The organism is Arthrobacter sp. NyZ413 (assembly GCF_049390645.1).
Taxonomy (GTDB): Bacteria; Actinomycetota; Actinomycetes; order Actinomycetales; family Micrococcaceae; genus Arthrobacter.
On record NZ_CP155434.1, the window covers coordinates 2,517,806 to 2,542,095 of the forward strand.

The window sequence follows — 24,290 nt, forward strand, 5'->3', positions numbered from 1 at the left end:
CGCCCCCGTTCCATGGTGAGAGAATTGAGGGAAGCCGTTGGAGCGTGATGAATCAGTCGTGACAAGAGACAACAGTCCCCTGGATGTGCCGGGAGGTCCGGACGCCGTTTCCGGTGACCCCGTAGTACATAGCATTACCGACGCCGCTGCCGCCCACTCGGACGATATGCGCGAGCGGATGATCAAGTATGCCGTGGCCATGGGCATCCGCATGGTGTGCATCATCCTGATCTTCGTGGTGGATGGCTGGTTCAAGATCGTTGCGATTGCCGGCGCGGTGTTCCTGCCGTGGATCGCCGTAGTGATCGCCAACGGCAGCGACAAAGCCGAGGTGCATAGCGACGCATTGTTGGACTATGTGCCCGCCGGCGAGCTGGAGGCTCCCGCGACCGAGGAATCCCAGGGTGAGGCCTCGACCGTGTTCGAGGGCGAACTGGTCGAAGAAGAGACCGGCGCCGCCTCGACGAGTCCCAAACAGGACGACACCAAGCAATACACCCGCCACAACGACGGCACCCGTCAGGAGAACGACTTCCCGGGAGAAGGACAACCCATTCCCGCCGGGGACAAGCACACGTATCCGCATCGCGGAAGAGAACAGGCGGCTTCATGAACATCTTCGCAATTGGCGGCCCGGGCGTCGACGACGGGCAGGAAGCCGGCAGTGGCGTGCCCAAGGCGATGTGTTCGCGCAAGGGCTGCCGAGCGGACGCGACGTGGCAGCTCCTGTGGAACAACCCCCGCATCCACACGCCCGACCGCCGCAAAGCCTGGCTTTCCTGCGGCGAGCACCGGGACTGGCTCGAGGACTACCTGCAAACCCGGGGACTCTGGAAAGAAACCATTCCGTTCGATAGCGGCGACAACGAAGCCGCTGCTGCAGGCGAGGTCCGCTGAATGTACCGTTTTCTCTTCTCCAGCAAATGGCTGGGCTATTTCGTCCTGGCCGCGATCTTTGCCACCGGCTGCGTCTTCCTTGGCCGCTGGCAAATGGACCGCCGGGCCGAGACGTTGGCCGAGATCAACCGTGTGGTCAACAACTATTCGGCCACGCCCATTCAGTTCGCCGCTGCTAAGCAGCAATTCCAATCCTTGAATCCGGAAAAAGAATGGACCCAGGTGGAACTGCATGGCCATTACGAGGTTTCGGACGAACGCGTTGTCCGCAACCGTCCCCTCAACGGCCAGCCTGGCTACGAAGTCGTGGTTCCGTTCCGCCTGACGAGCGGAGAGGCAGTGATCGTCGACCGTGGATGGCTGCCTATCGGAAACAACACCCCGGGACATCCCGACAGTATCCCGGCTCCCCCCTCAGGCGAGGCGACCGTCGTCGTACGCTTGCAGGCCTCCGAACCCAATCTGGACCGTGGCGTGGTCGAAGGCCAGTTGGCGTCCATCGACCTCCCCTCCTATGCCAAAGAGCTGAGTTACCCCATCATGACGGGCGCGTATGGACAGCTCGCTACGGAGTCTCCAGCAGTGCAGCCCATGCCGGCTCCTTTCGCCATGCCCTCCACCGACGAGGGGACGCACCTGTCCTACTCGCTGCAATGGTTTGCCTTCGGCGTGCTGATGTTCGTCGCGTTCGGCTACGCGGCCAAGCAACAGGCGCGCAACGCCCAGATCGATGCCGAGGACGAGGACGAGGAGATCAGCGCCACCCCGCGTCGGAAGGCGCCCGCCCCCCGGAAGTCGAAGCGGCCCACCGCCGAAGAAGAGGAAGACGCCATCCTGGATGCGCAAGGCTACTGACACGATTCCGGCTCCCGTCCGCAACGTGAAATCGGCGCTCGTTGCCGCCGGCGCCCTGGACACAGTGCGGACATTCGAGGACAACGTTCCGACGGCGGCGGCCGCGGCCGCGATTCTCGGCTGCGACGTTGCGGCGATCGCCAACAGCCTCGTCTTCGAACTTGACGGCGCTCCCTTGCTGATCCTCGCCAGCGGAGCCGCGAAAGTGGATACGGCCTTGGTCGCGGCTACCTTGGGATCCGCGAAGATCCGCCGCGCAAGCCCTGCCTTCGTCCTGGAGCACACCGGGCAGGCGGTAGGTGGCGTCGCACCGGTGGGCCACCCCCAACCGATCCGCACCCTCCTGGACCTATCGCTCGAAGGACACGAGCTTCTCTGGGCGGGAGCCGGCGACCATTATTCGATGTTTTCCATCACGTACAGCGAGCTCCAACGCATCACGTCCGCGGAACCCTTGCGGGTCCGCTGAGGCGACGGCAAGCGCCCGCGATTGATGGGCCTTGCACCCGTTGATCTCTTCACGGCTCCCGCTAGGCTGGGTGCCATGGCTGAATTCACGTACGTCACGTACATCGAAGGAACCCCTGATCGGATCTGGACGGCGCTGACGGACGCCGCACAGAGCGCCGAGTACTGGGGACACGCGAATGTTTCAGATTGGAAGTCCGGTTCCCGCTGGGAACACCAACGCACCGACGGATCCGAAACGGCTGACGTCGTCGGAACCATCCTGGAAGCCACGCCGCCTACCCGGCTCGTGAATACGTGGGAGGATCCGGCCAATCCCGGCCTCGGGAAGCCCGACGTCGTCACGTTCACCATCGAGGCCCATGACGGCGTCGCCAGGCTCACCGTCCACCACCGGAACATCGCCGACGACGAGCAACTCGCCATCGCGAGCCACGGATGGGCGGCGGTCCTGTCCAACCTGAAGAGCTACATAGAACTCGGCCGTCCGCTTCCCCATGCGCCGTGGGAGATGCCGTAGCCGGAGAAGCAACAGCCGGCAAGGGCCACTTAGGCGAGGGTGATGAGGTCGAGGTAGTCAGCGCTCCAATGGTCCTCGACGCCGTCCGGGAGCAACACAACCCGTTCCGGGTTGAGCGCTTCGACGGCGCCTTCGTCGTGGCTAACAAGCACGACGGCGCCGGAGTAGTTCCGCAGGGCGCCCAGGATCTCCGCGCGGCTGGCGGGGTCGAGGTTGTTGGTGGGTTCGTCAAGGAGGAGCACGTTTGCGCTTGACGCCACGATGGTCGCGAGGGCCAGGCGCGTCTTCTCGCCGCCGGAAAGCACTCCCGCCGGCTTGTCGACGTCGTCACCGGAGAAAAGGAAGGAACCGAGGATCCCGCGGACTTCAGCGTCTTTCATGTCAGGCGCGGAGGAGCGCATATTTTCCAGGACGGTGCGTTCGTGGTCCAGGGTTTCGTGTTCCTGGGCGTAGTAGCCCACTTTGAGTCCGTGGCCGGGAAGGATATCCCCGGTGTCCGGCTTGTCCACGCCGGCGAGCATCCTCAGCAGAGTCGTCTTGCCCGCGCCGTTGAGGCCAAGGATGACCACTTTGGATCCGCGGTCGATGGCGAGGTCCACGTCCGTGAAGATTTCCAGCGAGCCGTAGGACTTGCTCAAGCCCTCCGCGGTGAGCGGAGTCTTGCCGCAGGGAGCGGGATCCGGGAAGCGCAGCGCGGCCACGCGGTCGTGCTCGCGAACGGCCTCCAGCCCGCCCAACAGGCGTTCGGCACGCTTGGCCATGTTCTGCGCGGCGACTGCCTTTGTGGCCTTCGCACGCATCTTGTTGGCCTGGTCCATGAGCACCTGGGCCTTCTTTTCGGCGTTGGCCCGTTCCCGTTTGCGGGCGCGTTCATCGGTTTCACGCTGCTGGAGGTACCGCTTCCATCCCATGTTGTAGAAGTCGATCTGCGCTCGGTTCGCGTCCAGGTGGTAGACCTTGTTGACCGTGGCCTCGAGGAGTTCGACGTCGTGGCTGATCACGATCAAGCCGCCTTGGTGGCTCTTGAGGAAGTCGCGAAGCCACGAGATGGAGTCAGCGTCCAGGTGGTTGGTGGGCTCGTCCAGGAGCAGGGTTTCCGCGTCCGAGTACAGGATCCGGGCCAACTCCACGCGTCGGCGCTGGCCACCGGAAAGCGTCTTGAGCGGCTGGTTGAGGAGCCGGTCCGGCAGGGCGAGATTGTAGGAGATCGCCGCCGCCGCAGCTTCGGCAGCATAGCCGCCGCCGGCGAGGAACTCGGCTTCCAAACGGTCGTAGCGGTTCATTGCCTTGCGCTGGATTGCAGGGTCTTCGCTGGACATGTCCGCTTGTGCTTGCTTCAGCTTGCCCACCACGACGTCAAGGCCGCGGGCAGAAAGAATCCGGTCGCGCGCCAGCTGCTCCATATCCGGAGTGCGCGGGTCCTGGGGCAGGTATCCGATTTCGCCACTGCGGGTCACCTTGCCGGCGGCGGGAAGTCCCTCGCCGGCGAGCACGCGAGTAAGGGTGGTCTTGCCCGCGCCGTTCCGGCCGACCAGCCCGATCTTGTCCCCTTTGTCTATCCGGAAGCTGACCTGGTCCATGAGCAGCCGGGCGCCGGCGCGCAGTTCGAGTTCCTGGACGGTAATCACTTCGGAAAATGCCTTTCAACGGGGAACACCCACCGCGCCGGAATCCACGGCGCTGCAAAGGTGGAGGGGCCGCAAGAACAGCCTGGTTAAGTCTACTGGCAGGGCAGCCGACTCGCGTCACCCGCCCTGTGGTGCCCGCACATCCAAGCGACGGCCGGCCCGTTTGGCGCGTTCCGCGCGCCGAAATTGTGGGACCGCCCCAAGGGTCTTTGCCGTGCATTGTGGCACCGCGACAAAAAGCACCTCCGGGTTCCTCAGTAACCTCGAAATGCAGGATATCCCTGTGACCACCCCGGCCTACCCGGGCCACCCACCACCCGCGCCCCCAAAAAAGAGGACTCCATGAGCAGTACCGAAGCCGCACCCGCGAAACGATCCCCTCAACGCATTCGCTGGACCTCCACCGACATCGGCCTCATTGCCGTATTCGCGGCCTTGGTTGCCGTCTCGGCCGTTGTTCCTGGAATCCCGGTCGGTGCTTTGGGCGTCCCGATCACCATCCAGACCCTCGCCGTCATGCTCACCGGCCTCGTCCTGGGCGGCGGGCGGGCCTTCGCCGCCGTCGGGCTTTACACCCTCCTTGGTTTCGCCGGCCTTCCGATCTTCAGCGGCGGCCGCAGCGGCCTCGGTATCCTCGCGACGCCGTCCGCCGGATACATCATCGCTTTCCCGCTGGCTGCTGCCGCGGCCGGCTGGTTGGCGGCGCGCATCGTCTGCAAGACCAACAAGTACCGCACCGTGTTGCTCTTCGCCGCGGCGATGCTCTGCAGCATCGTCCTCATTCACGGGCTCGGTGTGGTCGGCTTCATGGTCAACGGCAAGTTCGACTTCGCGAAAGCGTTCCTCGCCGACCTCCCCTACTACCCTGGCGATACCATCAAGAATGTCCTTGCTGCCGTGATCGCCGTTGCCCTCCACAAAGCGTTCCCGGACATCCTGGTCCGCCGTGCTCGCCGCGCGAACAACACAACCTCGAAGTAGAACAGAAGAAGCAACACGTGGGTTCCATCATTCTCGACGCCGTCTCAGTAAGCGTCTACGAGGACGAGCACTCTTCGCCCAAGGCCTTGCTCCAGGACGTCTCCCTGGAACTCACTGAGCAGCGCATCGCCGTCATCGGTGCCAACGGCTCGGGGAAGTCCACCCTGCTCCGCTTGCTCAATGGCCTCGTGCCTCCGAGCCAAGGCACTGTAAAGGTGGACGGAGCCGACACCGTTGCCGAGGCACGGAAGGTCCGCAGCCAGGTCGGATTCGTGTTTACAGACCCGTTGTCGCAATTGGTCATGCCCACCGGGCGGGAGGACGTCGAGCTTTCCCTTCGGCGTTCCATCAAGAACCGCAAGGAACGCGCAACCCGAGCGGAATCCGTCCTTGAGCGGTTCGGTCTCCTGCCGCTGGCCGACCAGAGCATCTACGAACTCTCCGGCGGCGAACGCCAACTGCTTGCCTTGGCTGCCGTACTAGCGGTGAATCCGGCCGTCCTGGTCCTCGACGAACCGTCAACGCTCCTGGACTTGCGCAACCGCGAACTACTGCGGCGCACGCTCGCGGACTTGGAGCAGCAGATCATCCTGTCCACCCATGATCTCGAGCTCGCGCTGGAAGCGGAACGGGTCCTGGTGGTGGATGGCGGAAGGATCGTGTTCGACGGCGGGGCGACCGACGCCGTCGAACATTACCGTGCGCTGTGCTCGGCGGCGGTCGAGGCTCCCGCTCCGCGAAACCATCCACGGAACCAGATGCAGGCGCCATGAGGCGCCGCGGAGTCTTGATCCCGCACTACGTGCGCGGCGACTCGGTGGTGCATCGCACGCCGCTGTGGTTGAAGTTCCTGCTGGTTGCCGCCTGCGGTCTAGCGTCTTTCCTCATTGTCGATTGGCTCGTCTCGGCAGTAGTCCTGGCGATCATGTGTGCACTTTTCCTGCTGAGCGGTGCAGGTTTCAGGCGGCTCATCCGCGCTGTCTGGCTTGTGACGCCGCTCCTCGCGGCAGTAGGAGCGTTCCAGTGGTGGCAACTCGGCGGACCCGTTGCGGCCAGGATTGTCCTCAACGTGCTGGTTTGCGTTGTTGCGGCGTCGGTCCTGACTGCCACCACCCCTGTCCAGGCGCTGCTTGACGGCGTGGTGGCGCTTTCGAAGCCTTTCCGCCGTTTTGGCGCGGATCCGGAGCGCTTCGCGTTGACCATCGCCATCATGCTGCGGAGTATTCCGTTCATTGCGGGGGCGTTCAGCGATGTCCGCGACTCGGCACGTGCCCGCGGGCTCGAGCGCAATCCGCGCGCCTTGGTTCTCCCGGTATTCATCACCACGGTGGCGTATGCACGCCAGACGGGCGATGCCCTGGCCGCGCGCGGTTTGGGCGAAGCAGAGGATTACCCTCTCGATTGAGCTACGGCCACAATTCCTGCAGTCGCGCGTAGCGGAAGAGGGCCGCCGTCCCCATTCCACCGGCGATGCTGATCATCGCCAACGCCGTGGCCGCCTTACCGGCTTGTCCTTCCGCGAGCGTGCGGGCTTGCGCCAGGAGCCGGGTCACCAACACGGCCCCTGAGGCCCCGTACCCGTGCCCCAAGGCCAGCGCGCCGCCGTCGAGGTTGGCCAGTTCGGAGTCGACGCCCAAGGCATCAAGGCACGCAATGGCTTGCGCGGCAAATGCCTCATTGAATTCGATGAGGTCGAGATCAGAGGCGCCGAGCCCGCGTCCTGCAAGCAGCCGTTTTGCCGCAACGGAGGCGCCAATGCCCAGCAACTCCGGGCGGACACCCGCGGTATCGCACCCCAGCACCAGCAAGCCGTCTTCGGCGCCCAAATCGCGTGCCCGCTGCAAGGACGTGATCACGACGGCGGAAGCGGCGTCCGCGTCGAAGCATGAGTTCGCCGCGGTGACGGTGCCGGCCTGCACGAACGCCGCGGGAAAACGCGCCATGAGCCGGGGAGTCAGCGATGCGCGCGGGCCATCGTCCTCCCGCACCATAGCTGCCCCGGCACCCAGGGGGACGATTTCCGGTACGAACGTTCCGGCTCCCCTCGCGGCCACCGCGCGCTTGTGGCTTCGCAACGCGAATTCGTCCTGCCGTTCGCGGCTGATTCCATACTCCCGGGCCACGTTCTCGGCAGCGACGCCCATGTCCGGATCGCCGAACTCCGGCGGAACGAAGCTTGCCCGGGCGTAGAAGTGCGGCTCGCCGTCGGGATCCGGGTTTCGACGCGCCCGCAATGGCGCGGTGCTGATGCTTTCCACGCCTCCGGCCAGGTAGATGCCGTTTCCCCCGGCGGCCACCAGTCGGGATGCCAAGGCGATCGCATCCAGGCCGGAGCCGCATTGCCGGTCCACAGTGAGTCCCGGAATATCGACGGGAAGCCCCGCCTGCAACGCCGCGTACCTGGCCAGGTTTCCCCCACCGCCCACGGCGTTTCCAATGACGACGTCGTCGACGTCCGAATCGGGCACACTTGCGTCGTCAAGGATCGCCCGCAGGACCGGTGCGAGGAGGTCCTCCGCCCGCAGGGCCTTGAACTGTCCGTTTGCCCGGCACACGGGTGTCCGCCGGGCGGCGATGACGACCGGCTGCCTGGCAGGATCCACCCCCGGGCCGCCACTCGCGCTGGCGTGAGGCAAACTGCTAGGCAAGGGGTTTCGCCCGTGAATCGTTGTTCTTGATCCAGTCCAGGAAGATCTGTCGGCTGACTTTTCCACGGTCCGTCACCGGCAACTCTGACAACGCGAAATACTGCAGTGGCCGCTTATCGCGCGCGAGCAAACCGTCCAGGCCGGTCTTCAGCTGCATCGCCGTCACGGAACCATACGCGGGAAGAATGCCCGCCACTACTTTCTGGCCACGCACATCGTCCATCATGCCGGCCGCCACCGCCGCCGAGACCCCGGGAATCGACGCAAGCGCCAACTCCACCTCGTGCGGATAAACGTTCTTGCCTGCGGTGATGATCATGTCCGATCGGCGCCCGAGGATGTGCAGGACCCCGCCATCCAGGTAGCCTTGGTCCCCGACTGTAAACCAGCCATTGAAGCAGCGGAGCGCCTGGCCGTCGTCACCCCACAAGTATCCGTTGCTGACCATTCCGCTGCGTACGCTGATGTTCCCATGGACTCCCGGCGGCAGTTCCGAGCCGCCGTCGTCCAGGATCTTGAGTTCGACGCCGGGAAACGGGCCGCCGATTCCAGTCCCGCCGGCGTCGAGCGGCTCCCCCGCGGCAAGGCGGGTTCCGGAAACGAAACTGAGCTCGGAGGCGCCGTAATACTCGAAGATGGCGGCGTTGGGCGCCCAACGGCGGGCGGCTTCCAGCGTGCGGGAATCCAGCTTCGACCCGGCGCAGATGATGCTGCGCACGCCCGAAGCATCCACTCCTCCCACGAGGCCCCGCTCACTCAAGAGACGCAACATGGTGGGGGCCAGGACGAGGCGGGTGACGCCGTCGTGGCTGATGGCTGCATGAGCATCACCGACGTCGAACGTCTCCAAGGTGTGGAACGCCGCGCCGGCGTAGAGGCATTCGGACAGTGCGTAAAGGTTCAAGCTGGCAGACAGCGGCCCTGGCGCCAGCGTCTTGTCCTCCTGCCCAAACCCGAAAAACTCGATGGAGGCCTCAAAGGAAACCTGCCAGGATCGCCGGGAACGGGTGAAGGCCTTGGGAATGGACGTGGTTCCGGACGTCAGGCCGATGAGGAACGTGCTGCTTGGAGCGCCATCGGCCAAGTCCCCTGTTCGGCCGTCCTCTCCGGCTTCCCGGCCGGAAACGGCCGTTTGGTTGATCCTCTGCGACACGTCATCGATCATCGCCTCGGGCCACAACGGATCGAGTACCGCGCAGCTTCTTCCGCCCGCGACGGCCGCGGTGTAGGCCGCAACGAACTCCACTGAGTTGTGTTCGGCGAGGATCGTCGTCGAACCAGTGGCGGGCAGCCGCAACACCGCGGCATCCCGGAGCCCGGCCCAGGTGAGCCGCTTGCCGCCGACGACGACAGCGGTGTCGTCGGGGCGTTCATCGGCCCAAAGCTGAAGTTTATCCAAGAAAGGCATCACCGAATTTTAGCGCCCGGCCCACCATCCCGGCCTCTCTATGACGGACAATGTGGGACCACGGGTTTCATTGACGGGCCTGGATTCGGTGGGCGCCACTCGAGTTTGTGTACAGCTGACGCCCCTCAACGGCCGGTTTAAGGTGTGTCAGCTGTACACAAACTCCCCGGATTAACGCACGACGACGGCCGGTCGCCTTCGCGGGAAGGCAACCGGCCGTCGTCGTGATGGTTGATGCGTCAGATGTTGAAGCCGAGGGCCCGCATCTGGTCGCGTCCGTCCTCGGTGATCCGCTCGGGACCCCATGGCGGCATCCATACCCAGTTGAGGCGCCAGTCATCCACGATGCCGTCGAGGGCCTGGCCGACCTGCTCTTCAAGCACGTCGGTCAACGGACAAGCGGCTGTGGTCAGCGTCATATCGATGAGCAGCGCGCCGTCTTCCTCGGAGTACTTCAGACCGTACAGCAACCCAAGGTCCACCACGTTGACACCGAGTTCGGGGTCAATGACATCCTTGAGCGCCTCCTCGACATCCTCGAGGTTGGTGCGGGCCGCATTGATTTCGGTCATGGCGGGTGTCCTAACTAGGCCTGCGCTGCAGAGGCAGCAGCAACGCTTGCTGCGCCGGCGCCCTTGGCGTAACGGTCGTAGCCTTCTTCTTCGAGGCGGTCAGCCAGCTCCGGGCCGCCTTCTTCGACGACCTGGCCATCAACGAACACGTGGACGAAGTCCGGCTTGATGTAGCGCAGGATCCGGGTGTAGTGGGTGATGAGCAGGGTGCCCATGTTTCCCGTCGCGTGGGCGCGGTTGACGCCTTCGGAGACGACCTTCAGGGCGTCGACGTCCAAACCGGAGTCGGTCTCGTCGAGCACCGCGAACTTCGGCTTGAAGAGTTCGAGCTGGAGGATTTCCACTCGCTTCTTCTCACCGCCGGAGAAGCCCTCGTTGACGTTGCGCTGTGCGAAATCGGCGTCGATGCGCAACTGCTGCATGGCGGCCTTGACGTCCTTGGTCCAGGTGCGGAGGGCCGGCGCTTCGCCGTCGATCGCGGTCTTCGCGGTACGCAGGAAGTTGGTCATGGTGACGCCCGGAACTTCAACCGGGTACTGCATGGCCAGGAAGACACCTGCACGGGCGCGCTCGTCCACGCTCATGGCCAACACGTCTTCGCCGTCGAGCGTGATGCTGCCGCTCGTGACGTTGTAGCGCGGGTGGCCGGCAATGGTGGACGCCAGCGTCGACTTGCCCGAACCGTTGGGACCCATGATCGCGTGGGTCTCACCGGTCTTGATGGTCAGGCTGACGCCTTTCAGGATCTCCTTGGTTCCCTGCTCCGTCTCGATGCTGACGTGCAGGTCCTTGATCTCAAGAGTTGACATGCTCTTCTTTCTTTCGTAAGTCTTCAGGCACTTGGCGCTCAGTAGTTTTGTACCGAGGCGCCGTTCACAACGTTGGTCACGTCCACATAGACGTCGTCGCCGTCGAGGCTGACGGCAAAGACGGGGACGGGGTCATAGGCAGGAAGCTGCAAGGGCTGTCCGGTGCGGAGATCGAACTGGGAGCCGTGCCCCCAGCATTCGATCGCGCAGCCTTCGACTTCACCCTCGGAGAGCGAAATGTCCGCATGCGAGCAGGTGTCCCCGATGGCATGGATGCCACCCATCGAGTCCTTGACGATGGCTACGGGGTAGTCATCGATCAGGATGCGCAATGCTTGCTTGACCTGGATCTCGTTGGCATTGCACACCAGTTCGCCCTGGGGCTTTTCGCTCATAGTCCGTTTCCCTGCCTGGCTCGTATTAGTTGTCGCTCGCGGCGAGTTCGCGCTCAACAGCTTCCGTCAGGCGCTCTTCGAGGGCCGGAACCTTGATCTGCTGGATGATCTCGTTGAGGAATCCGCGGACCACCAGGCGGCGGGCAACGTCTTCCGGGATTCCACGCGCCATGAGGTAGAACAAGTGCTCGTCGTCAAAGCGGCCGGTGGCGCTGGCGTGGCCGGCACCTTCGATCAAGCCGGTCTCGATTTCAAGGTTCGGCACAGAGTCCGCGCGTGCACCGTCAGTGAGGACCAGGTTGCGGTTGGCCTCGTAGGTGTCAGTGCCTTCTGCCTCCTTGCGGATCAGCACGTCGCCAACCCAGACCGTGTGTGCGTTGCGGCCCTGGAGCGCACCCTTGTAGAGGACGTTGGACTTGCAGTTTGCTACCGCGTGGTCCACAAACAGTCGCTGCTCGAGGTGCTGGCCGGCGTCCGCGAAATACAGACCGAACATCTCGGCCTCGGCACCGGGTGCCGTGAAGCGGGTGGACGGCGTCAGGCGCACGAGGTCGCCGCCAAGGCTGACCACGATGTGCTTGAACTTGGAATCCCGGCCCAGCTTGGCCTGCTGCGAGGAAGCGTGGACGGTGTCGTCGTTCCATTCCTGAAGCGAGATAACCGTCAGTTCGGCGCCGTCTTCCACCAAGATTTCGACGTTTTCCGAAAGCGTCGCGGTTCCCTGGTGGTCAAGGACGATCCGAGACTTGGAGAAACGCTCGGCCACGATCACGATGTGCTGGGCCGCTGCTTCCACGGAAGTTCCGGTGAGCAACACGGACACTTCGCCGTCGAGCTGCTGTTCAGCCTTCACGGTGATGACGGTGGCATCAGTGAAGTGCTCCCACGCGTTGGCGGAAACGCGGTCCTCGGGAATCGCGGCAAGGCCGATGCGCTTGTCTTCGCGGCCGACCGTTTCCACGACGACGCCTTCCGGAGCGGTAACCGAGACAGACGGAGCGGCGCCGGAGAGCGCCTCCGAGTGAAGGCCGCGGAGCCTCTTGAGCGGCGTAAAGCGCCAATCCTCTTCCAAGCCGGTGAGCGGCTTGAAGTCGGCTAGCTTGTACGACGTGAGGCGGCCGGCACGCGAGCTGTCGGGAATACCGACGCCGCCACCGTGGGAGTGGCTCTTGGCCGAGGCACCGGCAAGGGGACCCGACGACGGGGCCTGTTCGGCCGTCGTCGGGCTCGTGCCAGTGTTCATCGGCGAGAGGTTCTCGCCTTCTTCGGTGAAGCCGTCGATAAATGGCTGTGCCGAGGGCGCGCCGATGCGGGCCTTTTCAGTAGTGATTTCAGTCATTGCTAACCGACGGATCCTTCCATCTGCAGTTCAATCAGGCGGTTGAGTTCAAGGGCGTATTCCATCGGCAGCTCGCGGGCAATCGGCTCGATGAAGCCGCGAACGATCATTGCCATGGCTTCGTCCTCGGGCATGCCGCGGGACATCAGATAGAACAGCTGTTCCTCGCTCACCCGGGAAACGGTGGCCTCGTGGCCCATCACCACGTCATCCTCGCGGATGTCGATGTAGGGGTACGTGTCCGAACGGGAGATTGTGTCCACCAGCAGGGCGTCGCAACGCACGGTGTTGGCGGAGTGCTTCGCACCCTCGCGGACCTGGACCAGGCCGCGGTACGCTGCACGGCCACCGCCGCGAGCTACGGACTTGGAAATGATGGAGCTCTTGGTGTTCGGCGCGATGTGGACCATCTTGGAACCGGTGTCCTGGTGCTGGCCTTCGCCTGCGAACGCGATGGACAGGGTTTCACCCTTGGCGTGCTCACCCACGAGGTAGACAGCCGGGTACTTCATGGTGACCTTGGAACCGATGTTGCCATCGATCCACTCCATGGTTCCGCCTTCTTCGCAAATGGCGCGCTTCGTTACCAGGTTGTACACGTTGGTGGACCAGTTCTGGATGGTCGTGTAGCGGACGCGGGCGCCCTTCTTCACGATGATTTCCACCACTGCGGAGTGGAGCGAGTCCGAGGTGTAGATCGGAGCCGTGCAGCCTTCGATGTAGTGGACGTACGAGTCCTCGTCGGCAATGATCAGCGTCCGCTCGAACTGGCCCATGTTCTCGGTGTTGATGCGGAAGTAGGCCTGCAGGGGGATCTCGACGTGAACGCCCTTGGGGACATACACGAAGGAACCGCCGGACCACACGGCCGTGTTCAGCGAGGCGAACTTGTTGTCGCCCACAGGAATGACGGTGCCGAAGTATTCCTGGAAGACCTCAGGATGCTCCTTGAGGGCGGTATCGGTGTCGAGGAAGATCACGCCCTGCTTTTCCAGGTCCTCGCGGATCTGGTGGTAAACAACCTCGGACTCGTACTGTGCCGCAACGCCGGCGACGAGGCGGCTGCGCTCCGCTTCCGGGATGCCCAGCTTCTCGTAGGTGTTGCGGATGTCCTCGGGAAGGTCTTCCCAGCTCGCGGCCTGCTTCTCGGTGGACCGCACGAAGTACTTGATGTTGTCGAAGTCGATGCCGGAGAGGTCGGCGCCCCAGGTGGGCATCGGCTTGCGATCGAAGTACTTCAGGCCCTTGAGGCGCAGGTCAAGCATCCATTCCGGCTCGCTCTTCTTCGCCGAAATATCGCGGACAACCTCTTCATCGAGACCTCGACGCGCGTTGGCGCCGACGTCGTTCTTGTCAGCCCATCCGTATTCATAGTTGCCAATACCGTGCAGCTCGGGATTCTTCTCCAGAATCTCCGAGATCACAGCACCGTCAGCCAGCGCTTTCTCTGCTGTTCCTTCAGCTAATTGACCCGTCATCACGGCCTTTCTTACTGATTGTTGGATTCGACATGGGCACCGGCCGGACGTCCGGGAAATCCGAGGGATTCCCTGGCCGCTGGCCTGCCCGTTGGAATATGGGTGGTGCAGACGTGTCCACCCTGGGCAAGGGTGGAGAGCCTGCGGACGTCGACGCCGACCAAGCGGGAAAACAGCTCGGTCTCGGTGTCGCAGAAAACGGGGAATTCCGCAGCGAGTTGCTGGATGGGGCAATGGCCCTGGCACAACTGCACGCTCGAAAGCGATGCGGGCAGCGGCGCCTTGGCGGCGATCGACGCTGCTGAAGCGACGTAGCCGTCCCTTGTCAGCGCCTCGGACAATGCCATGGCACGGGCTGTAATATCGGATCCGGCGCGGTCGATCTCGGGCGCGTAGCGCTGTTCCATTTCAGCGAAGCGCTCAACCACGTAGTCCTTGACGGCGCCCTCGCCCGCGAGGTCGCGAAGCCGGCGCAAAGCCGAACTTGCGATGTTGAGGTAATCATCGCCGAGCTTGGACTGACCCTGCGAACTCAGGACGTACCTGCGCGCGGGGCGGCCCGCTCCCGCCCCGGCCCGGGCAACCCGCTTTACTTCGATGACACCCGCGCGTTGCAAGTGGTCAAGGTGGCGGCGGACCGCTGCCGGCGTGAAGCCAAGCATGTCCCCAAGTTCGGCAGCGCTGATCGGGCCGTGTTCCAACACCGCGTTCAGCACGCGGTCGCGGGTCCGGTCTTCGGCCTCGGCTACGCCGGCGGCATGACCGCCAGGCACGGGCTCGACGGCACCGTGCCGCACCGCGGGCACAGAAACAGAACTCCTCATGGAATACACAACACAATCATGTCGTAATTTACTCCCGCCATCCAGTAAGGCAAGGCTGACCTGCCTGCCCACCAAACCCACCCCTACTACTTCACGTAGAATATTCTGGTGCGATCCCCCGAATCCCCCGTCCTCACCATCGAAGGACTCATCAAGGACGTCGGCCCGCTGGCTTCACTTGACGGCAAGATGCTCCGCGTCGTGGGCGGACTGTCCTTGTTCGCCGAACGCGGCCAGATTACCGCCCTGCTGGGCGCCAACGGAGCCGGCAAGACAACAACGCTCGAGTGCGCGCAAGGGCTGCAGAAGCGCACCGGCGGCCATATCGGGCTCCTCGGCGAGGACCCGGACTCCGCCGGAGCCGGACTGCGCTCCCGCGTCGGCGTGATGCTTCAGGACGGAGGCTTGCCGCCGTCGGCCCGTCCAATACCGCTTCTCCGCCACATTTCCGGCATGTACGAAAACCCGCTGCCCCTCGAACCGCTCGTCGAACGCCTGGGCATCGACACCTTCGCCCGCACCGGCGTCCGCCGGCTGTCCGGAGGACAGAAACAGCGGCTCTCACTGGCAGCCGCCCTGATCGGAAACCCGGAAGTCCTCTTCCTGGACGAGCCCAGCGCCGGCCTCGACCCCCAGTCCAGGCAGATCGTCTTCGAGCTCATTGCCGAATTGCGCGACGCCGGCATGGGCATCATCCTGACCACCCACCTGATGGATGACGCCCAGAGGCTCGCCGACTACGTGTACATCATCGACGCCGGACGCAATGTCGCCGAGGGCACCGTGGCCGAATTGCTCAGTCACGGCCACGACGCCATGGACGGGATAACGGAACGTACGCTGTACTTCGACGCACCGGCTGGCCTCGACATCGCCGGAGCCCTCGGCAGCGAAGTGAGAGTTACCGAAAGCCGCGCGGGCAGTTACGCGGTATCCGGAACACTGACTCCACAGCACTTGGCAAATCTCACGGCATGGTGGGCAGCGAAGGGAATCATGCCGGTGTCGCTTCGCCTGGAAGCCCGCAGCCTCGAAGACGTTTTCCTGGACATCTCCGGAAGGGACATCCGATGACCAGCCCATTGCCCGTGCTCGAGACCAAGCACGCGGGCCCCGCTCCCCTGTTTCGCCGGATCCTCCTCCAAGGCCGCTACGAGACCATCACGATGATCCGGAACGGCGAACAGCTGATCCTCGCGATCATCCTGCCGCTCCTGGCGCTCGTCGGGCTCACTGTCACACCGTTGCTCGACGGCCTGGGAAACAGCCGCGTGGACATCGCCGTGCCGGGCATCCTCGCATTGTGCGCCATGTCCACCGCATTCACGGGCCAAGGCATTGCCACCGGTTTCGACCGCCGCTACGGAGTGCTGCGCTTCCTCTCGACCACGCCGTTGGGACGGACGGGCCTCATTGTCGGAAAGATCCTGGCCGTCCTTGCGGTGCTGGTCCTCCAGGTCGTTATCGTCAGCGTCGTTGCCGCCCTCCTTGGCTGGCATCCGCGTCCCGAAGGTTGGCTGCCCGGATTGTGCCTCCTGGTATTGGGGGCGGCAGCTTTCACCGCGCTCGGCTTGCTGGTAGCCGGCACCGTACGGCCGGAAGCCACCCTTGCCATCACCAACCTGCTGTGGATCCTGCTTGGTGCCCTCGGTGGAATCGTGGTCCCGGCGGAACGCCTGCCGGCGCTGGCCCAAAGCATCGTGCACTTCCTGCCCTCCGGCTCTTTGGGCCAATCGCTCCGCGACGCTTTCCTCCACGGCACCGTCTCGTTGCCCTACGTGGTGGTATTGCTGCTGTGGACCATTGTCCCGGGGGCCGCCGCCGTCCGATGGTTCAAATGGAACTAAGAACCCGTCGCACCAGCCCGAGTCGAGACCAAGAATTGAGAAACCTGTGAGCACGGCTTTCCGCCTTCCAAAGACCTTCCAGCAACTCGCCGCCAAGTTGCCGACGGAAGTCAACAACACCGTTCGCAGGCTGGCAATGTTGTCGCTCATTGGCCAGACGGTCCTCGTGGTGACGGGCGGCGCCGTCCGGCTGACGTCCTCCGGCCTCGGCTGCCCGACGTGGCCGCGCTGTACCAGCGGTTCCCTCGTCAACACCCCGGAGATGGGCATCCACGGCTTCATCGAGTTCGGGAACAGGACGCTCACCTTCGTTTTGGCCGCCATTTCGGTGCTCACCCTGGTTTACCTTTGGAACCTCCGTAAAGAGCGCCGCGACCTTTTCCTCCTGGCTCTGGGCCTGCTCGCCAGCATTCCCGCACAGGCGATCATCGGCGGCATTACCGTGCTCTCCAACCTGAACCCGTGGGTGGTGGGGCTGCATTTCCTCGTCTCCATGGCCCTCATCGTGTTCTCGACGCTCCTCGTCAATCGCGCCTACGGCCGGACCGGACGCTTCATGACGCGGCAACTGCCAACGATTCCGGGCGCCATTGCTCCCGTCATGACTGCCGTGGCGTTCTTCTCGGCGGTCGCCGTGTGCCTCGGCGTCATCGTGACGGGTGCGGGACCCCACGCCGGCGACGCCAACGCACCCCGCAACGACCTCGACTGGGATCTCGTCTCGCACATTCACGCCGTTCCGGCATACCTGATCACCGCGGGAACCTTGTTCGCTTGCTACATCGCATTCCGCAAAGGAATCAAAGGCTTGTTCCGTTCAGCCGCACTGATGCTGCTTGCCGTAACCGTACTTCAGGCCGTCATCGGCTTCACCCAGTACTACAACGGCATTCCCGCACTCCTCGTCGGGGCGCACATGCTGGGCGCCGCCTTGCTCATGGGCGCCGCAACCAACGCGGCCGACGTCGCTCGTTTCAGCCCGAAGGGCTGACCGCGCAAAGCCCTGAAGCGCCCGACGACGGAAGCCGGCTTCCGCCGTCGGGCGCTCCTTTTCGGGCCGGACAGTTTGCAGTTCAGGGGAGTCCAGGCCGTTCAGGGCGGACCGCCCGGACCAACGAAGAAGCCCTCGTCCACATGGAAACATGTGGACGAGGGCTTCTTCGTTATGCAGTCACTCCATGTGGCTGGACAACCGGCCCGGCGAGGTTCAGCCGCCGATGATGGGCGAACCGATAAACGGATCAACTGCCAGCGCGATGAAGAGCAAGGTCAGGTAGCTGATGGAGCCATGGAACACCTTCATGGCCCCCTTGTTCGAGACGTCGCCGCTTTGGGCCCGGTTGTAGAGGGCATGCGATTCGTACAGGAACCATGCACCGGCCAGCACTGCCACGATGGTGTAAAGCCATCCTGCGTGTCCAACCGGCACCATGAGCAGGGAGCAGGCAACCATGGCCCAGGCGTAGAGGACCACTTGGACGGAAACAACCTTGGCCCCCGCAATCGCACCCAGCATCGGGACGTTGGCGTTGCGGTAGTCCTCGCCGTAGCGCATCGAGAGAGGCCAGTAGTGCGGCGGAGTCCACAAGAAGATCACCATGAAGAGCACGACGGCGGGCCACTCGACGGTGTTGGTCACTGCCGCCCAGGCGATCAGGACGGGGAAGCATCCGGCTGCTCCGCCCCAGACGATGTTCTGGGCGGTGCGGCGCTTGAGGATCATCGTGTAGATGACGACATAGAAGACAATCGCGCCCAAACCAAGCCAGGCGGACAACGGATTGGCCCCGAACCACAGAATGGCAATGGACGCTGCGCCGAGGATCCAAGCGAAGACAAGGGCTTCGCGAGGGGTGACTTCTCCCGTCACAAGGGGCCGGTTCTCGGTTCGGTGCATCAACTTGTCGATATCGCGGTCGATGTAGCAGTTGAACACCCCGGCGCTACCGGCGGCGAACGCGCCTCCCACGAGGGTCGCAAGGATCAAACCGATGGAAGGGAACCCGCGCTGGGCAAAAATCATGGTGGGCAGGGTGCTGACCAACAGCAGTTCGATCACCCGCGGTTTGGTCAGTGCCAGATACGCCTTGAACTTACGGGACAGTCCGGGCTTCCCTGTAGTCGGGGACGCATTGAGGGGCGTATCTGTTGTGCTCACGTTGGCAGTCACTCTGTTCTTTGCTCCGGGTTCTCGCAGCGGCGGCACCCCATCGATCAAGACGCCGCGTCACTGCGCGCGCGTTGGCAACCCAATAGTCGGCAGCCCAGACGTCATGTAAATCCGGACGCGTTTGGATACCGTGGTTCGATCGAAGGCGCACTCACCGCTGGTGGCCTCCAAATATCATACCGTGGCGGATCCGGGGGCTTGGCACTCGAAACTTTCCTTTGTTTCCGAAAGTTCACCGGGGCTTTGGCGTCTCCGTGATTCATAAATCGGAATTTGCGTCCACTTTTTGAGATTCCCGCCAAAAAGGGCCGAAAATCGGGCTAAGCTGTCTGGAGATCAGCACACGCAGGTTTCTGAGAAAGCGTATTCTCAGACGTGCATGTCTGGATGATAGATCAACGTTTCAATGGTGAACGGCTGGTAGATACCTCGCAGCGGGCGCCATCTCGTACCCCATGCGTGCCAAGTCCGCATCACTAGCCGTCAGCACAGAGAGGGGCTCGGTTTACGTGCCACATTTGGAAGAGCAAGAACTGTCCTGGACCAGCGTGGACCAGCGTGCCGTGGACACGGTGCGTGTTTTGGCCGCTGACGCTGTGGAGAAGGTCGGCAACGGCCACCCGGGCACGGCGATGAGCCTCGCCCCGGCCGCCTACCTGTTGTTCCAGAAGCTGATGCGCCACGACCCGAAGAACCCGGACTGGATCGGCCGTGACCGGTTCATCCTCTCCCCGGGCCACAGCTCCCTGACCCTGTACATCCAGTTGTTCCTCTCCGGCTACGGCCTCGAAATGTCCGATCTGGAGGCCCTGCGTACCTGGGGTTCGCTGACCCCGGGCCACCCGGAATACAAGCACACCGCGGGTGTGGAAATCACCACCGGCCCGCTGGGCCAGGGCCTGGCCTCCTCGGTCGGCTTCGCGTACTCCCAGCGCCGCCAGCGCGGCCTGTTCGACGCCGACGCCCCCGCCGGCACTTCCCCGTTCGACCACACGATCTGGGTCATCGCCTCCGACGGGGACCTGCAGGAAGGCGTGACCTCCGAAGCGTCCTCGCTGGCCGGCCACCAGGAACTGGGCAACCTCGTGGTGGTCTACGACGAGAACCACATCAGCATCGAGGACGACACCGACATCGCGTTCACCGAAGACGTCCTCAAGCGCTACGAATCCTACGGCTGGCACACCCAGCGCGTGGACTGGACCAAGACCGGCGAGTACGTCGAAGACGTCCAGGAACTCTACTCCGCGCTGCTGGCGGCCAAGGCCGAAACCTCCAAGCCCTCGATCATTTCGCTGCGCACCATCATCGGCTACCCGGCCCCGAAGAAGCAGAACACCGGCAAGATCCACGGCTCCGCCCTGGGCGCCGAGGAAGTCGCCGGCCTGAAGGAAGTCCTCGGCTTCGACCCCGCCAAGTCCTTCCAGATTGACGAAGAAGTTCTGGCGCATGCCCGGAAGGTCCTGGACCGCGGCGCTGCTGCGCGGACTGAGTGGCAGTCCTCCTTCGAGGCGTGGCAGACCGCCAACCCCGAGGCTGCTGCCCTGCTTGAGCGCATCGAAGCCAAGAAGCTCCCGGTCGAAATCGACGCCGCCCTTCCGACGTTCGAAGCCGGCAAGGATGTTTCCACCCGTGCCGCGTCCGGCAAGGTCCTGAACGCCCTCGGCCCGGTCCTGCCCGAACTCTGGGGCGGCTCCGCCGACCTCGCCGAGTCCAACAACACCACGATCGAAGGCTCCCCCTCGTTCATCCCGGCCTCACGCTCCACCGAAGCATGGAAGGGCAACCCCTACGGACGGGTCCTGCACTTCGGTATCCGTGAGCACGCCGCGGCCTCGATCGTGAACGGCATCAGCCTGCACGGACGCACCCGCGCGTTCTCCGGCACCTTCCTGATCTTCTCCGACTACCAGCGCCCCGCGATCCGCCTCTCGGCGCTCATGGGTGTCCCGTCCCTGTATGTCTGGACGCACGACTCCATCGGCCTGGGCGAAGACGGACCCACCCACCAGCCGGTCGAGCAGCTCTCCACCCTGCGTGCGATCCCCGGCCTGGACGTCGTCCGCCCCGGCGATGCGAACGAGGTAGCTGCCGCGTGGAAGACCATGCTGGAGAACCACGAGAACCCCGCAGGCATCGTCCTGACCCGCCAGAACATCCCGACCTACGCCCGTGGGGAAGGCGCAGCCGACGGTGACACCTTTGCTTCCACCGCCGGTGTGGCCAAGGGCGGGTACGTCCTGGCCGAAGCATCCAGCAACGGTGCCACCGTCCCGGCGCAGGTGCTGCTGATCGCCACCGGTTCCGAGGTCCAGCTGGCCGTTTCGGCCCGCGAGGCCCTGCAGGCCGAAGGCATCCCCACCCGCGTCATCTCCATGCCGTGCGTGGAATGGTTCACCAAGCAGGACGCCGCCTACCGTGAGTCCGTGCTCCCGGCAGCCGTGAAGGCCCGTGTCTCGGTCGAAGCCGGCCTGGCCCTGGGCTGGAAGGAATTCGTCGGCGACGCCGGCCGCTCCATCAGCCTCGAGCACTACGGCGCCTCCGCGGACTACAAGCGGCTCTTCACCGAATTCGGCATCACCGCCGAAGCCGTCACCGCCGCCGCGAAAGACTCCCTCGCGAGCCTCGGTAACTAACTCCGACCCGCCTGCAAGCAAACAGATTTCCAAGGAGATAGAGAAATGACTACGACTCCCACCCAGCAGCTCTCCGCCGCCGGCGTGTCCATCTGGCTTGACGACCTCTCCCGTGAGCGCCTCGCCAGCGGCAGCCTGCAGAAGCTCATCGACGAAAAGAACGTCGTCGGCGTGACCACCAACCCGTCGATCTTCCACGCCGCGATCACTTCCGGCAGCGACTACGACGCCGTGATCTCCGCTGAAGCCGCCAAGGGCGCTTCCGTGGAGGAAACGATCTTCGAGATCACCACCACCGACGTCGCCGACGCCTGCGACCTCTTCGCTCCGATCGCTGCGGCGACCAACGGCGTCGACGGCCGCGTCTCCATCGAGGTGGACCCCCGCCTCGCCTGGGACACCGACGGCACCATTGCCGAAGCCAAGCACCTCTACAAGAAGGTCGCCAAGGACAACGTCCACATCAAGATCCCTGCCACGCTCGAAGGCCTCGCGGCTATCACAGCAACCCTGGGCGAGGGCATCAGCGTCAACGTGACCCTGATCTTCTCCCTCGAGCGCTACCGCGCCGTGATCAACGCCTTCCAGTCCGGCCTCGAACTGGCGAAGGAAAACGGCCACGACCTCTCCAAGATCCACTCCGTGGCCTCGTTCTTCGTCTCCCGCGTGGACACCGAGATTGACAAGCGCCTGGACGCGATCGGCACCGAGGAAGCCAAGGCCCTCAAGGGCAAGGCCGGCGTCGCCAACGCCCGCCTCGCCTACCAGGTCTACGAGGAGCTGTTCTCCACCGAGCGCTGGGCCGTGCTCGCCGAAGCCGGTGCCCGTCCGCAGCGTCCGCTGTGGGCTTCCACCGGCGTGAAGGACCCGGCGTACCCGGACACCCTCTACGTGACCGAACTGGTTGCCGCCGGCGTCGTGAACACCATGCCGGAAAAGACCCTCGACGCCACCTTCGACCACGGCGTGGTCACCGGCGACACGGTTTCCGGAACCTACGAGGAAGCAAACACTGTCCTGAACGCCCTCGAAGGCCTGGGCGTCTCCTACAACGACGTCGTCGCGATCCTGGAATCGGAAGGCCTCGACAAGTTCGTCGCCTCCTGGAAGGAACTCCTCGCCGACGTCGAAGGCGCCCTCGCCTCTGCACGGAAGGCTTCCTAACACAGATGAGCACTCTCAGCTATGACGCCAGTGGTGCTGCGCAGCGGGCCATCGAGGAGCATGTTCCGGCACTTGTGGAGGACCGGGTTGCGACACGGATTTTCGCGAAGGATGCCTCGTTGTGGGGTCCTGAGGCGGAGTCCGAGGCGGGCATCCGTTTGGGGTGGGTGGAGGCGGCAACCGTTTCCCGGGCCCTGGTCGGGGGGATTCTTGAGCTCCGGGATGCGTTCCGGGCTGAAGGGGTTTCCCGGATTGTGTTGTGCGGGATGGGTGGTTCCTCGCTCGCTCCGGAGGTTATTGCCGGTACTGCTGGCGTCGAGCTGACGGTGCTGGACAGCACCGACCCGGAACAGGTCGGTGCCGCGTTGGCGGACCGTCTCGCCGAGACCGCGATCGTGGTGTCGTCCAAGTCCGGTTCCACGGTGGAGACCGATTCGCAGCGGCGGGTGTTCGAGCAGGCTTTCACCGAGGCCGGTATCGACGCGAAGTCCCGGATCGTGGTGGTGACCGATCCGGGTTCGCCGTTGGATACGGCCTCCCGGGAGGCCGGGTACCGTGCGGTGTTCAACGCGGACCCGAACGTGGGCGGGCGTTTCTCGGCGCTGACCGCGTTCGGTCTGGTCCCGTGCGGGCTGGCCGGGGTCGATATCCAGGCGTTCCTGGACGAGGCCGAGGAAGCCGCGGAATTCCTCAACGAGGACTCGACGGAGAACATCGGTCTGCGGCTGGGTGCCGCGCTGGGCGGTACCACGCCGTTGCGGAACAAGATCGTGATCGTTGAGGACGGGTCGGGCATTGCCGGTTTCGCCGACTGGGCCGAGCAGCTGATTGCCGAGTCCACGGGCAAGTCCGGCACGGGGGTGTTGCCGGTCGTTGCCGGGCCGTCCGCTCCGGAGGTCAGCGGCGGCGCGGCGGACGTGCTGGTGGTCCGGCTCGTCGGTACGGACACCGATGCCGTGCTCGGCGCGAACGAGGCCGCGATCGCCGGCGGGCTTGCCACGCAGATGCTGGTGTGGGAGTTCGCGACCGCTGTCGCGGGCCGGCTGCTGGGCATCAACCCGTTTGACCAGCCCGACGTGGAAGCGGCCAAGGTCGCCGCCCGCGGGCTGCTGGACGCCCGCCCGGAACCGACCCCGGCGAACTTCGTCGACGGCGCGATCGAGGTCCGGGCCGGTGCGTGGCTGGGCGACGCGGCAACGGCCGAGGACGCCGTGAAGGCGCTGTTGGCCGGGCTCGGTACCGATGGGTACCTGAGCGTGCAGGCCTATTTCGACCGGATCGCGTACGCCCCGTTGGAAATCATCCGTGACGAGCTCGCCGGTGTCAGCGGCCGGCCGGTCACGTTCGGCTGGGGTCCGCGGTTCCTGCACTCGACCGGGCAGTTCCACAAGGGCGGCCCGGCGATCGGGTCGTTCCTGCAGGTCACGGCCGCCGCGCAGGGTGATATCGCCATCCCGGAGCGCCCGTTCACGTTCGGTCAGCTGATCACGGCCCAGGCCGCCGGTGACGCCCAGGTCCTGCAGGACCACGGCCGTCCGGTCCTGCGGCTGCACCTCACGGACCGTGGAGCCGGGGTCGCCCAGCTCCAGGACATCGTCGCCGCGCTGGCCGGTCAGGCCAGCGCGCTCGAAAGCTAAGGCACAAACCCAGA

General features: G+C 64.4%; 24 protein-coding genes. 14 read left to right on the top strand and 10 right to left on the bottom strand.

Annotated features, from left to right (window positions below; translation table 11 throughout):
* The first annotated feature begins 58 nt into the window (after window positions 1-58).
* From ABCW42_RS11815 to ABCW42_RS11835, 5 genes are all read left to right on the top strand, one after another.
* Complete coding sequence (locus ABCW42_RS11815; RefSeq protein ID WP_423181431.1) at window positions 59-613, top strand: DUF3099 domain-containing protein; 555 nt, start codon at window positions 59-61, stop codon at window positions 611-613.
* On the top strand, window positions 610-897 hold the full coding sequence (locus tag ABCW42_RS11820) for a hypothetical protein (RefSeq protein ID WP_423181432.1): 288 nt from the start codon (window positions 610-612) through the stop codon (window positions 895-897). Before ABCW42_RS11815 ends, ABCW42_RS11820 begins: the two co-directional genes overlap by 4 nt.
* Window positions 898-1,752, top strand: a complete 855-nt coding sequence (locus ABCW42_RS11825) for an SURF1 family protein (protein WP_423181433.1) — start codon at window positions 898-900, stop codon at window positions 1,750-1,752.
* Complete coding sequence (locus tag ABCW42_RS11830) at window positions 1,736-2,221, top strand: YbaK/EbsC family protein (protein ID WP_423181434.1); 486 nt, start codon at window positions 1,736-1,738, stop codon at window positions 2,219-2,221. The genes ABCW42_RS11825 and ABCW42_RS11830 overlap by 17 nt, the downstream gene beginning before the upstream one ends.
* A gap of 75 nt (window positions 2,222-2,296) precedes the next feature.
* Window positions 2,297-2,740 carry an SRPBCC domain-containing protein gene (locus tag ABCW42_RS11835; RefSeq protein ID WP_423181435.1) on the top strand — a complete coding sequence of 148 codons (444 nt, stop codon included), beginning with the start codon at window positions 2,297-2,299 and terminating at the stop codon, window positions 2,738-2,740.
* 29 nt (window positions 2,741-2,769) lie between these two features.
* Here ABCW42_RS11835 and abc-f read toward each other — a convergent pair whose 3' ends face one another.
* Window positions 2,770-4,368, bottom strand: coding sequence for a ribosomal protection-like ABC-F family protein (abc-f, locus tag ABCW42_RS11840; protein WP_423181436.1), 1,599 nt, complete (start codon window positions 4,366-4,368; stop codon window positions 2,770-2,772).
* 342 nt (window positions 4,369-4,710) lie between these two features.
* Here abc-f and ABCW42_RS11845 point away from each other — a divergent pair, with 342 nt between their 5' ends.
* Genes ABCW42_RS11845 through ABCW42_RS11855 form a run of 3 tightly spaced genes read left to right on the top strand, consistent with a single transcriptional unit; the run spans window position 4,711 to window position 6,754 of the window.
* Window positions 4,711-5,349, top strand: a complete 639-nt coding sequence (locus ABCW42_RS11845; RefSeq protein WP_423181437.1) for a biotin transporter BioY — start codon at window positions 4,711-4,713, stop codon at window positions 5,347-5,349.
* A gap of 17 nt (window positions 5,350-5,366) precedes the next feature.
* Window positions 5,367-6,122 carry an energy-coupling factor ABC transporter ATP-binding protein gene (locus tag ABCW42_RS11850; RefSeq protein WP_423181438.1) on the top strand — a complete coding sequence of 252 codons (756 nt, stop codon included), beginning with the start codon at window positions 5,367-5,369 and terminating at the stop codon, window positions 6,120-6,122.
* Complete coding sequence (locus ABCW42_RS11855) at window positions 6,119-6,754, top strand: energy-coupling factor transporter transmembrane component T family protein (protein WP_423181439.1); 636 nt, start codon at window positions 6,119-6,121, stop codon at window positions 6,752-6,754. Before ABCW42_RS11850 ends, ABCW42_RS11855 begins: the two co-directional genes overlap by 4 nt.
* A 1-nt stretch (window position 6,755) precedes the next feature.
* On the opposite strand, the gene ABCW42_RS11860 is transcribed toward ABCW42_RS11855, so the two are convergent.
* From ABCW42_RS11860 to ABCW42_RS11895, 8 genes are all read right to left on the bottom strand, one after another.
* Window positions 6,756-7,985: a thiolase family protein gene (locus tag ABCW42_RS11860; RefSeq protein ID WP_423181440.1), complete on the bottom strand. Its 1,230-nt coding sequence runs from the start codon at window positions 7,983-7,985 to the stop codon at window positions 6,756-6,758.
* A gap of 4 nt (window positions 7,986-7,989) precedes the next feature.
* On the bottom strand, window positions 7,990-9,405 hold the full coding sequence (locus ABCW42_RS11865; protein ID WP_423181441.1) for a class I adenylate-forming enzyme family protein: 1,416 nt from the start codon (window positions 9,403-9,405) through the stop codon (window positions 7,990-7,992).
* A gap of 239 nt (window positions 9,406-9,644) precedes the next feature.
* Complete coding sequence (locus ABCW42_RS11870; RefSeq protein ID WP_133205929.1) at window positions 9,645-9,977, bottom strand: metal-sulfur cluster assembly factor; 333 nt, start codon at window positions 9,975-9,977, stop codon at window positions 9,645-9,647.
* 14 nt (window positions 9,978-9,991) lie between these two features.
* Window positions 9,992-10,786, bottom strand: coding sequence for a Fe-S cluster assembly ATPase SufC (gene sufC, locus ABCW42_RS11875; protein ID WP_423181442.1), 795 nt, complete (start codon window positions 10,784-10,786; stop codon window positions 9,992-9,994).
* Between the two features lie 38 nt (window positions 10,787-10,824).
* The gene (locus ABCW42_RS11880) at window positions 10,825-11,181 is read right to left on the bottom strand and encodes a non-heme iron oxygenase ferredoxin subunit (RefSeq protein WP_423181443.1); all 357 of its coding nucleotides are present in this window, start codon (window positions 11,179-11,181) and stop codon (window positions 10,825-10,827) included.
* 25 nt (window positions 11,182-11,206) lie between these two features.
* Window positions 11,207-12,520 carry a Fe-S cluster assembly protein SufD gene (gene sufD, locus ABCW42_RS11885; protein ID WP_423181444.1) on the bottom strand — a complete coding sequence of 438 codons (1,314 nt, stop codon included), beginning with the start codon at window positions 12,518-12,520 and terminating at the stop codon, window positions 11,207-11,209.
* Between the two features lie 2 nt (window positions 12,521-12,522).
* Window positions 12,523-13,998 (bottom strand): Fe-S cluster assembly protein SufB, encoded by a 1,476-nt coding sequence (sufB, locus tag ABCW42_RS11890; RefSeq protein WP_423181445.1) that lies wholly within the window; start codon window positions 13,996-13,998, stop codon window positions 12,523-12,525.
* An 11-nt stretch (window positions 13,999-14,009) separates the two neighbouring features.
* The gene (locus ABCW42_RS11895) at window positions 14,010-14,822 is read right to left on the bottom strand and encodes a helix-turn-helix transcriptional regulator (RefSeq protein WP_423181446.1); all 813 of its coding nucleotides are present in this window, start codon (window positions 14,820-14,822) and stop codon (window positions 14,010-14,012) included.
* 108 nt (window positions 14,823-14,930) lie between these two features.
* Here ABCW42_RS11895 and ABCW42_RS11900 point away from each other — a divergent pair, with 108 nt between their 5' ends.
* The 3 genes from ABCW42_RS11900 to ABCW42_RS11910 are packed head-to-tail and all read left to right on the top strand — an operon-like array spanning window position 14,931 to window position 17,660.
* Window positions 14,931-15,896, top strand: coding sequence for an ABC transporter ATP-binding protein (locus ABCW42_RS11900; protein WP_423181447.1), 966 nt, complete (start codon window positions 14,931-14,933; stop codon window positions 15,894-15,896).
* Complete coding sequence (locus ABCW42_RS11905; RefSeq protein WP_423181448.1) at window positions 15,893-16,669, top strand: ABC transporter permease; 777 nt, start codon at window positions 15,893-15,895, stop codon at window positions 16,667-16,669. The genes ABCW42_RS11900 and ABCW42_RS11905 overlap by 4 nt, the downstream gene beginning before the upstream one ends.
* 46 nt (window positions 16,670-16,715) lie before the next feature.
* Window positions 16,716-17,660, top strand: a complete 945-nt coding sequence (locus tag ABCW42_RS11910) for a COX15/CtaA family protein (protein WP_423181449.1) — start codon at window positions 16,716-16,718, stop codon at window positions 17,658-17,660.
* A gap of 216 nt (window positions 17,661-17,876) precedes the next feature.
* Here ABCW42_RS11910 and ABCW42_RS11915 read toward each other — a convergent pair whose 3' ends face one another.
* Complete coding sequence (locus ABCW42_RS11915) at window positions 17,877-18,839, bottom strand: heme o synthase (protein WP_423181450.1); 963 nt, start codon at window positions 18,837-18,839, stop codon at window positions 17,877-17,879.
* Window positions 18,840-19,357: 518 nt separating this feature from the next.
* Between ABCW42_RS11915 and tkt the strand changes: the two genes are divergently transcribed.
* From tkt to ABCW42_RS11930, 3 genes are read left to right on the top strand one after another with little or no spacing between them, the layout of a single operon-like run.
* Window positions 19,358-21,475, top strand: coding sequence for a transketolase (gene tkt, locus ABCW42_RS11920; protein WP_423184875.1), 2,118 nt, complete (start codon window positions 19,358-19,360; stop codon window positions 21,473-21,475).
* A 45-nt stretch (window positions 21,476-21,520) separates the two neighbouring features.
* The gene (gene tal, locus ABCW42_RS11925; RefSeq protein WP_423181451.1) at window positions 21,521-22,639 is read left to right on the top strand and encodes a transaldolase; all 1,119 of its coding nucleotides are present in this window, start codon (window positions 21,521-21,523) and stop codon (window positions 22,637-22,639) included.
* A gap of 5 nt (window positions 22,640-22,644) precedes the next feature.
* Complete coding sequence (locus ABCW42_RS11930; RefSeq protein WP_423181452.1) at window positions 22,645-24,276, top strand: glucose-6-phosphate isomerase; 1,632 nt, start codon at window positions 22,645-22,647, stop codon at window positions 24,274-24,276.
* Window positions 24,277-24,290 lie beyond the last annotated feature (14 nt).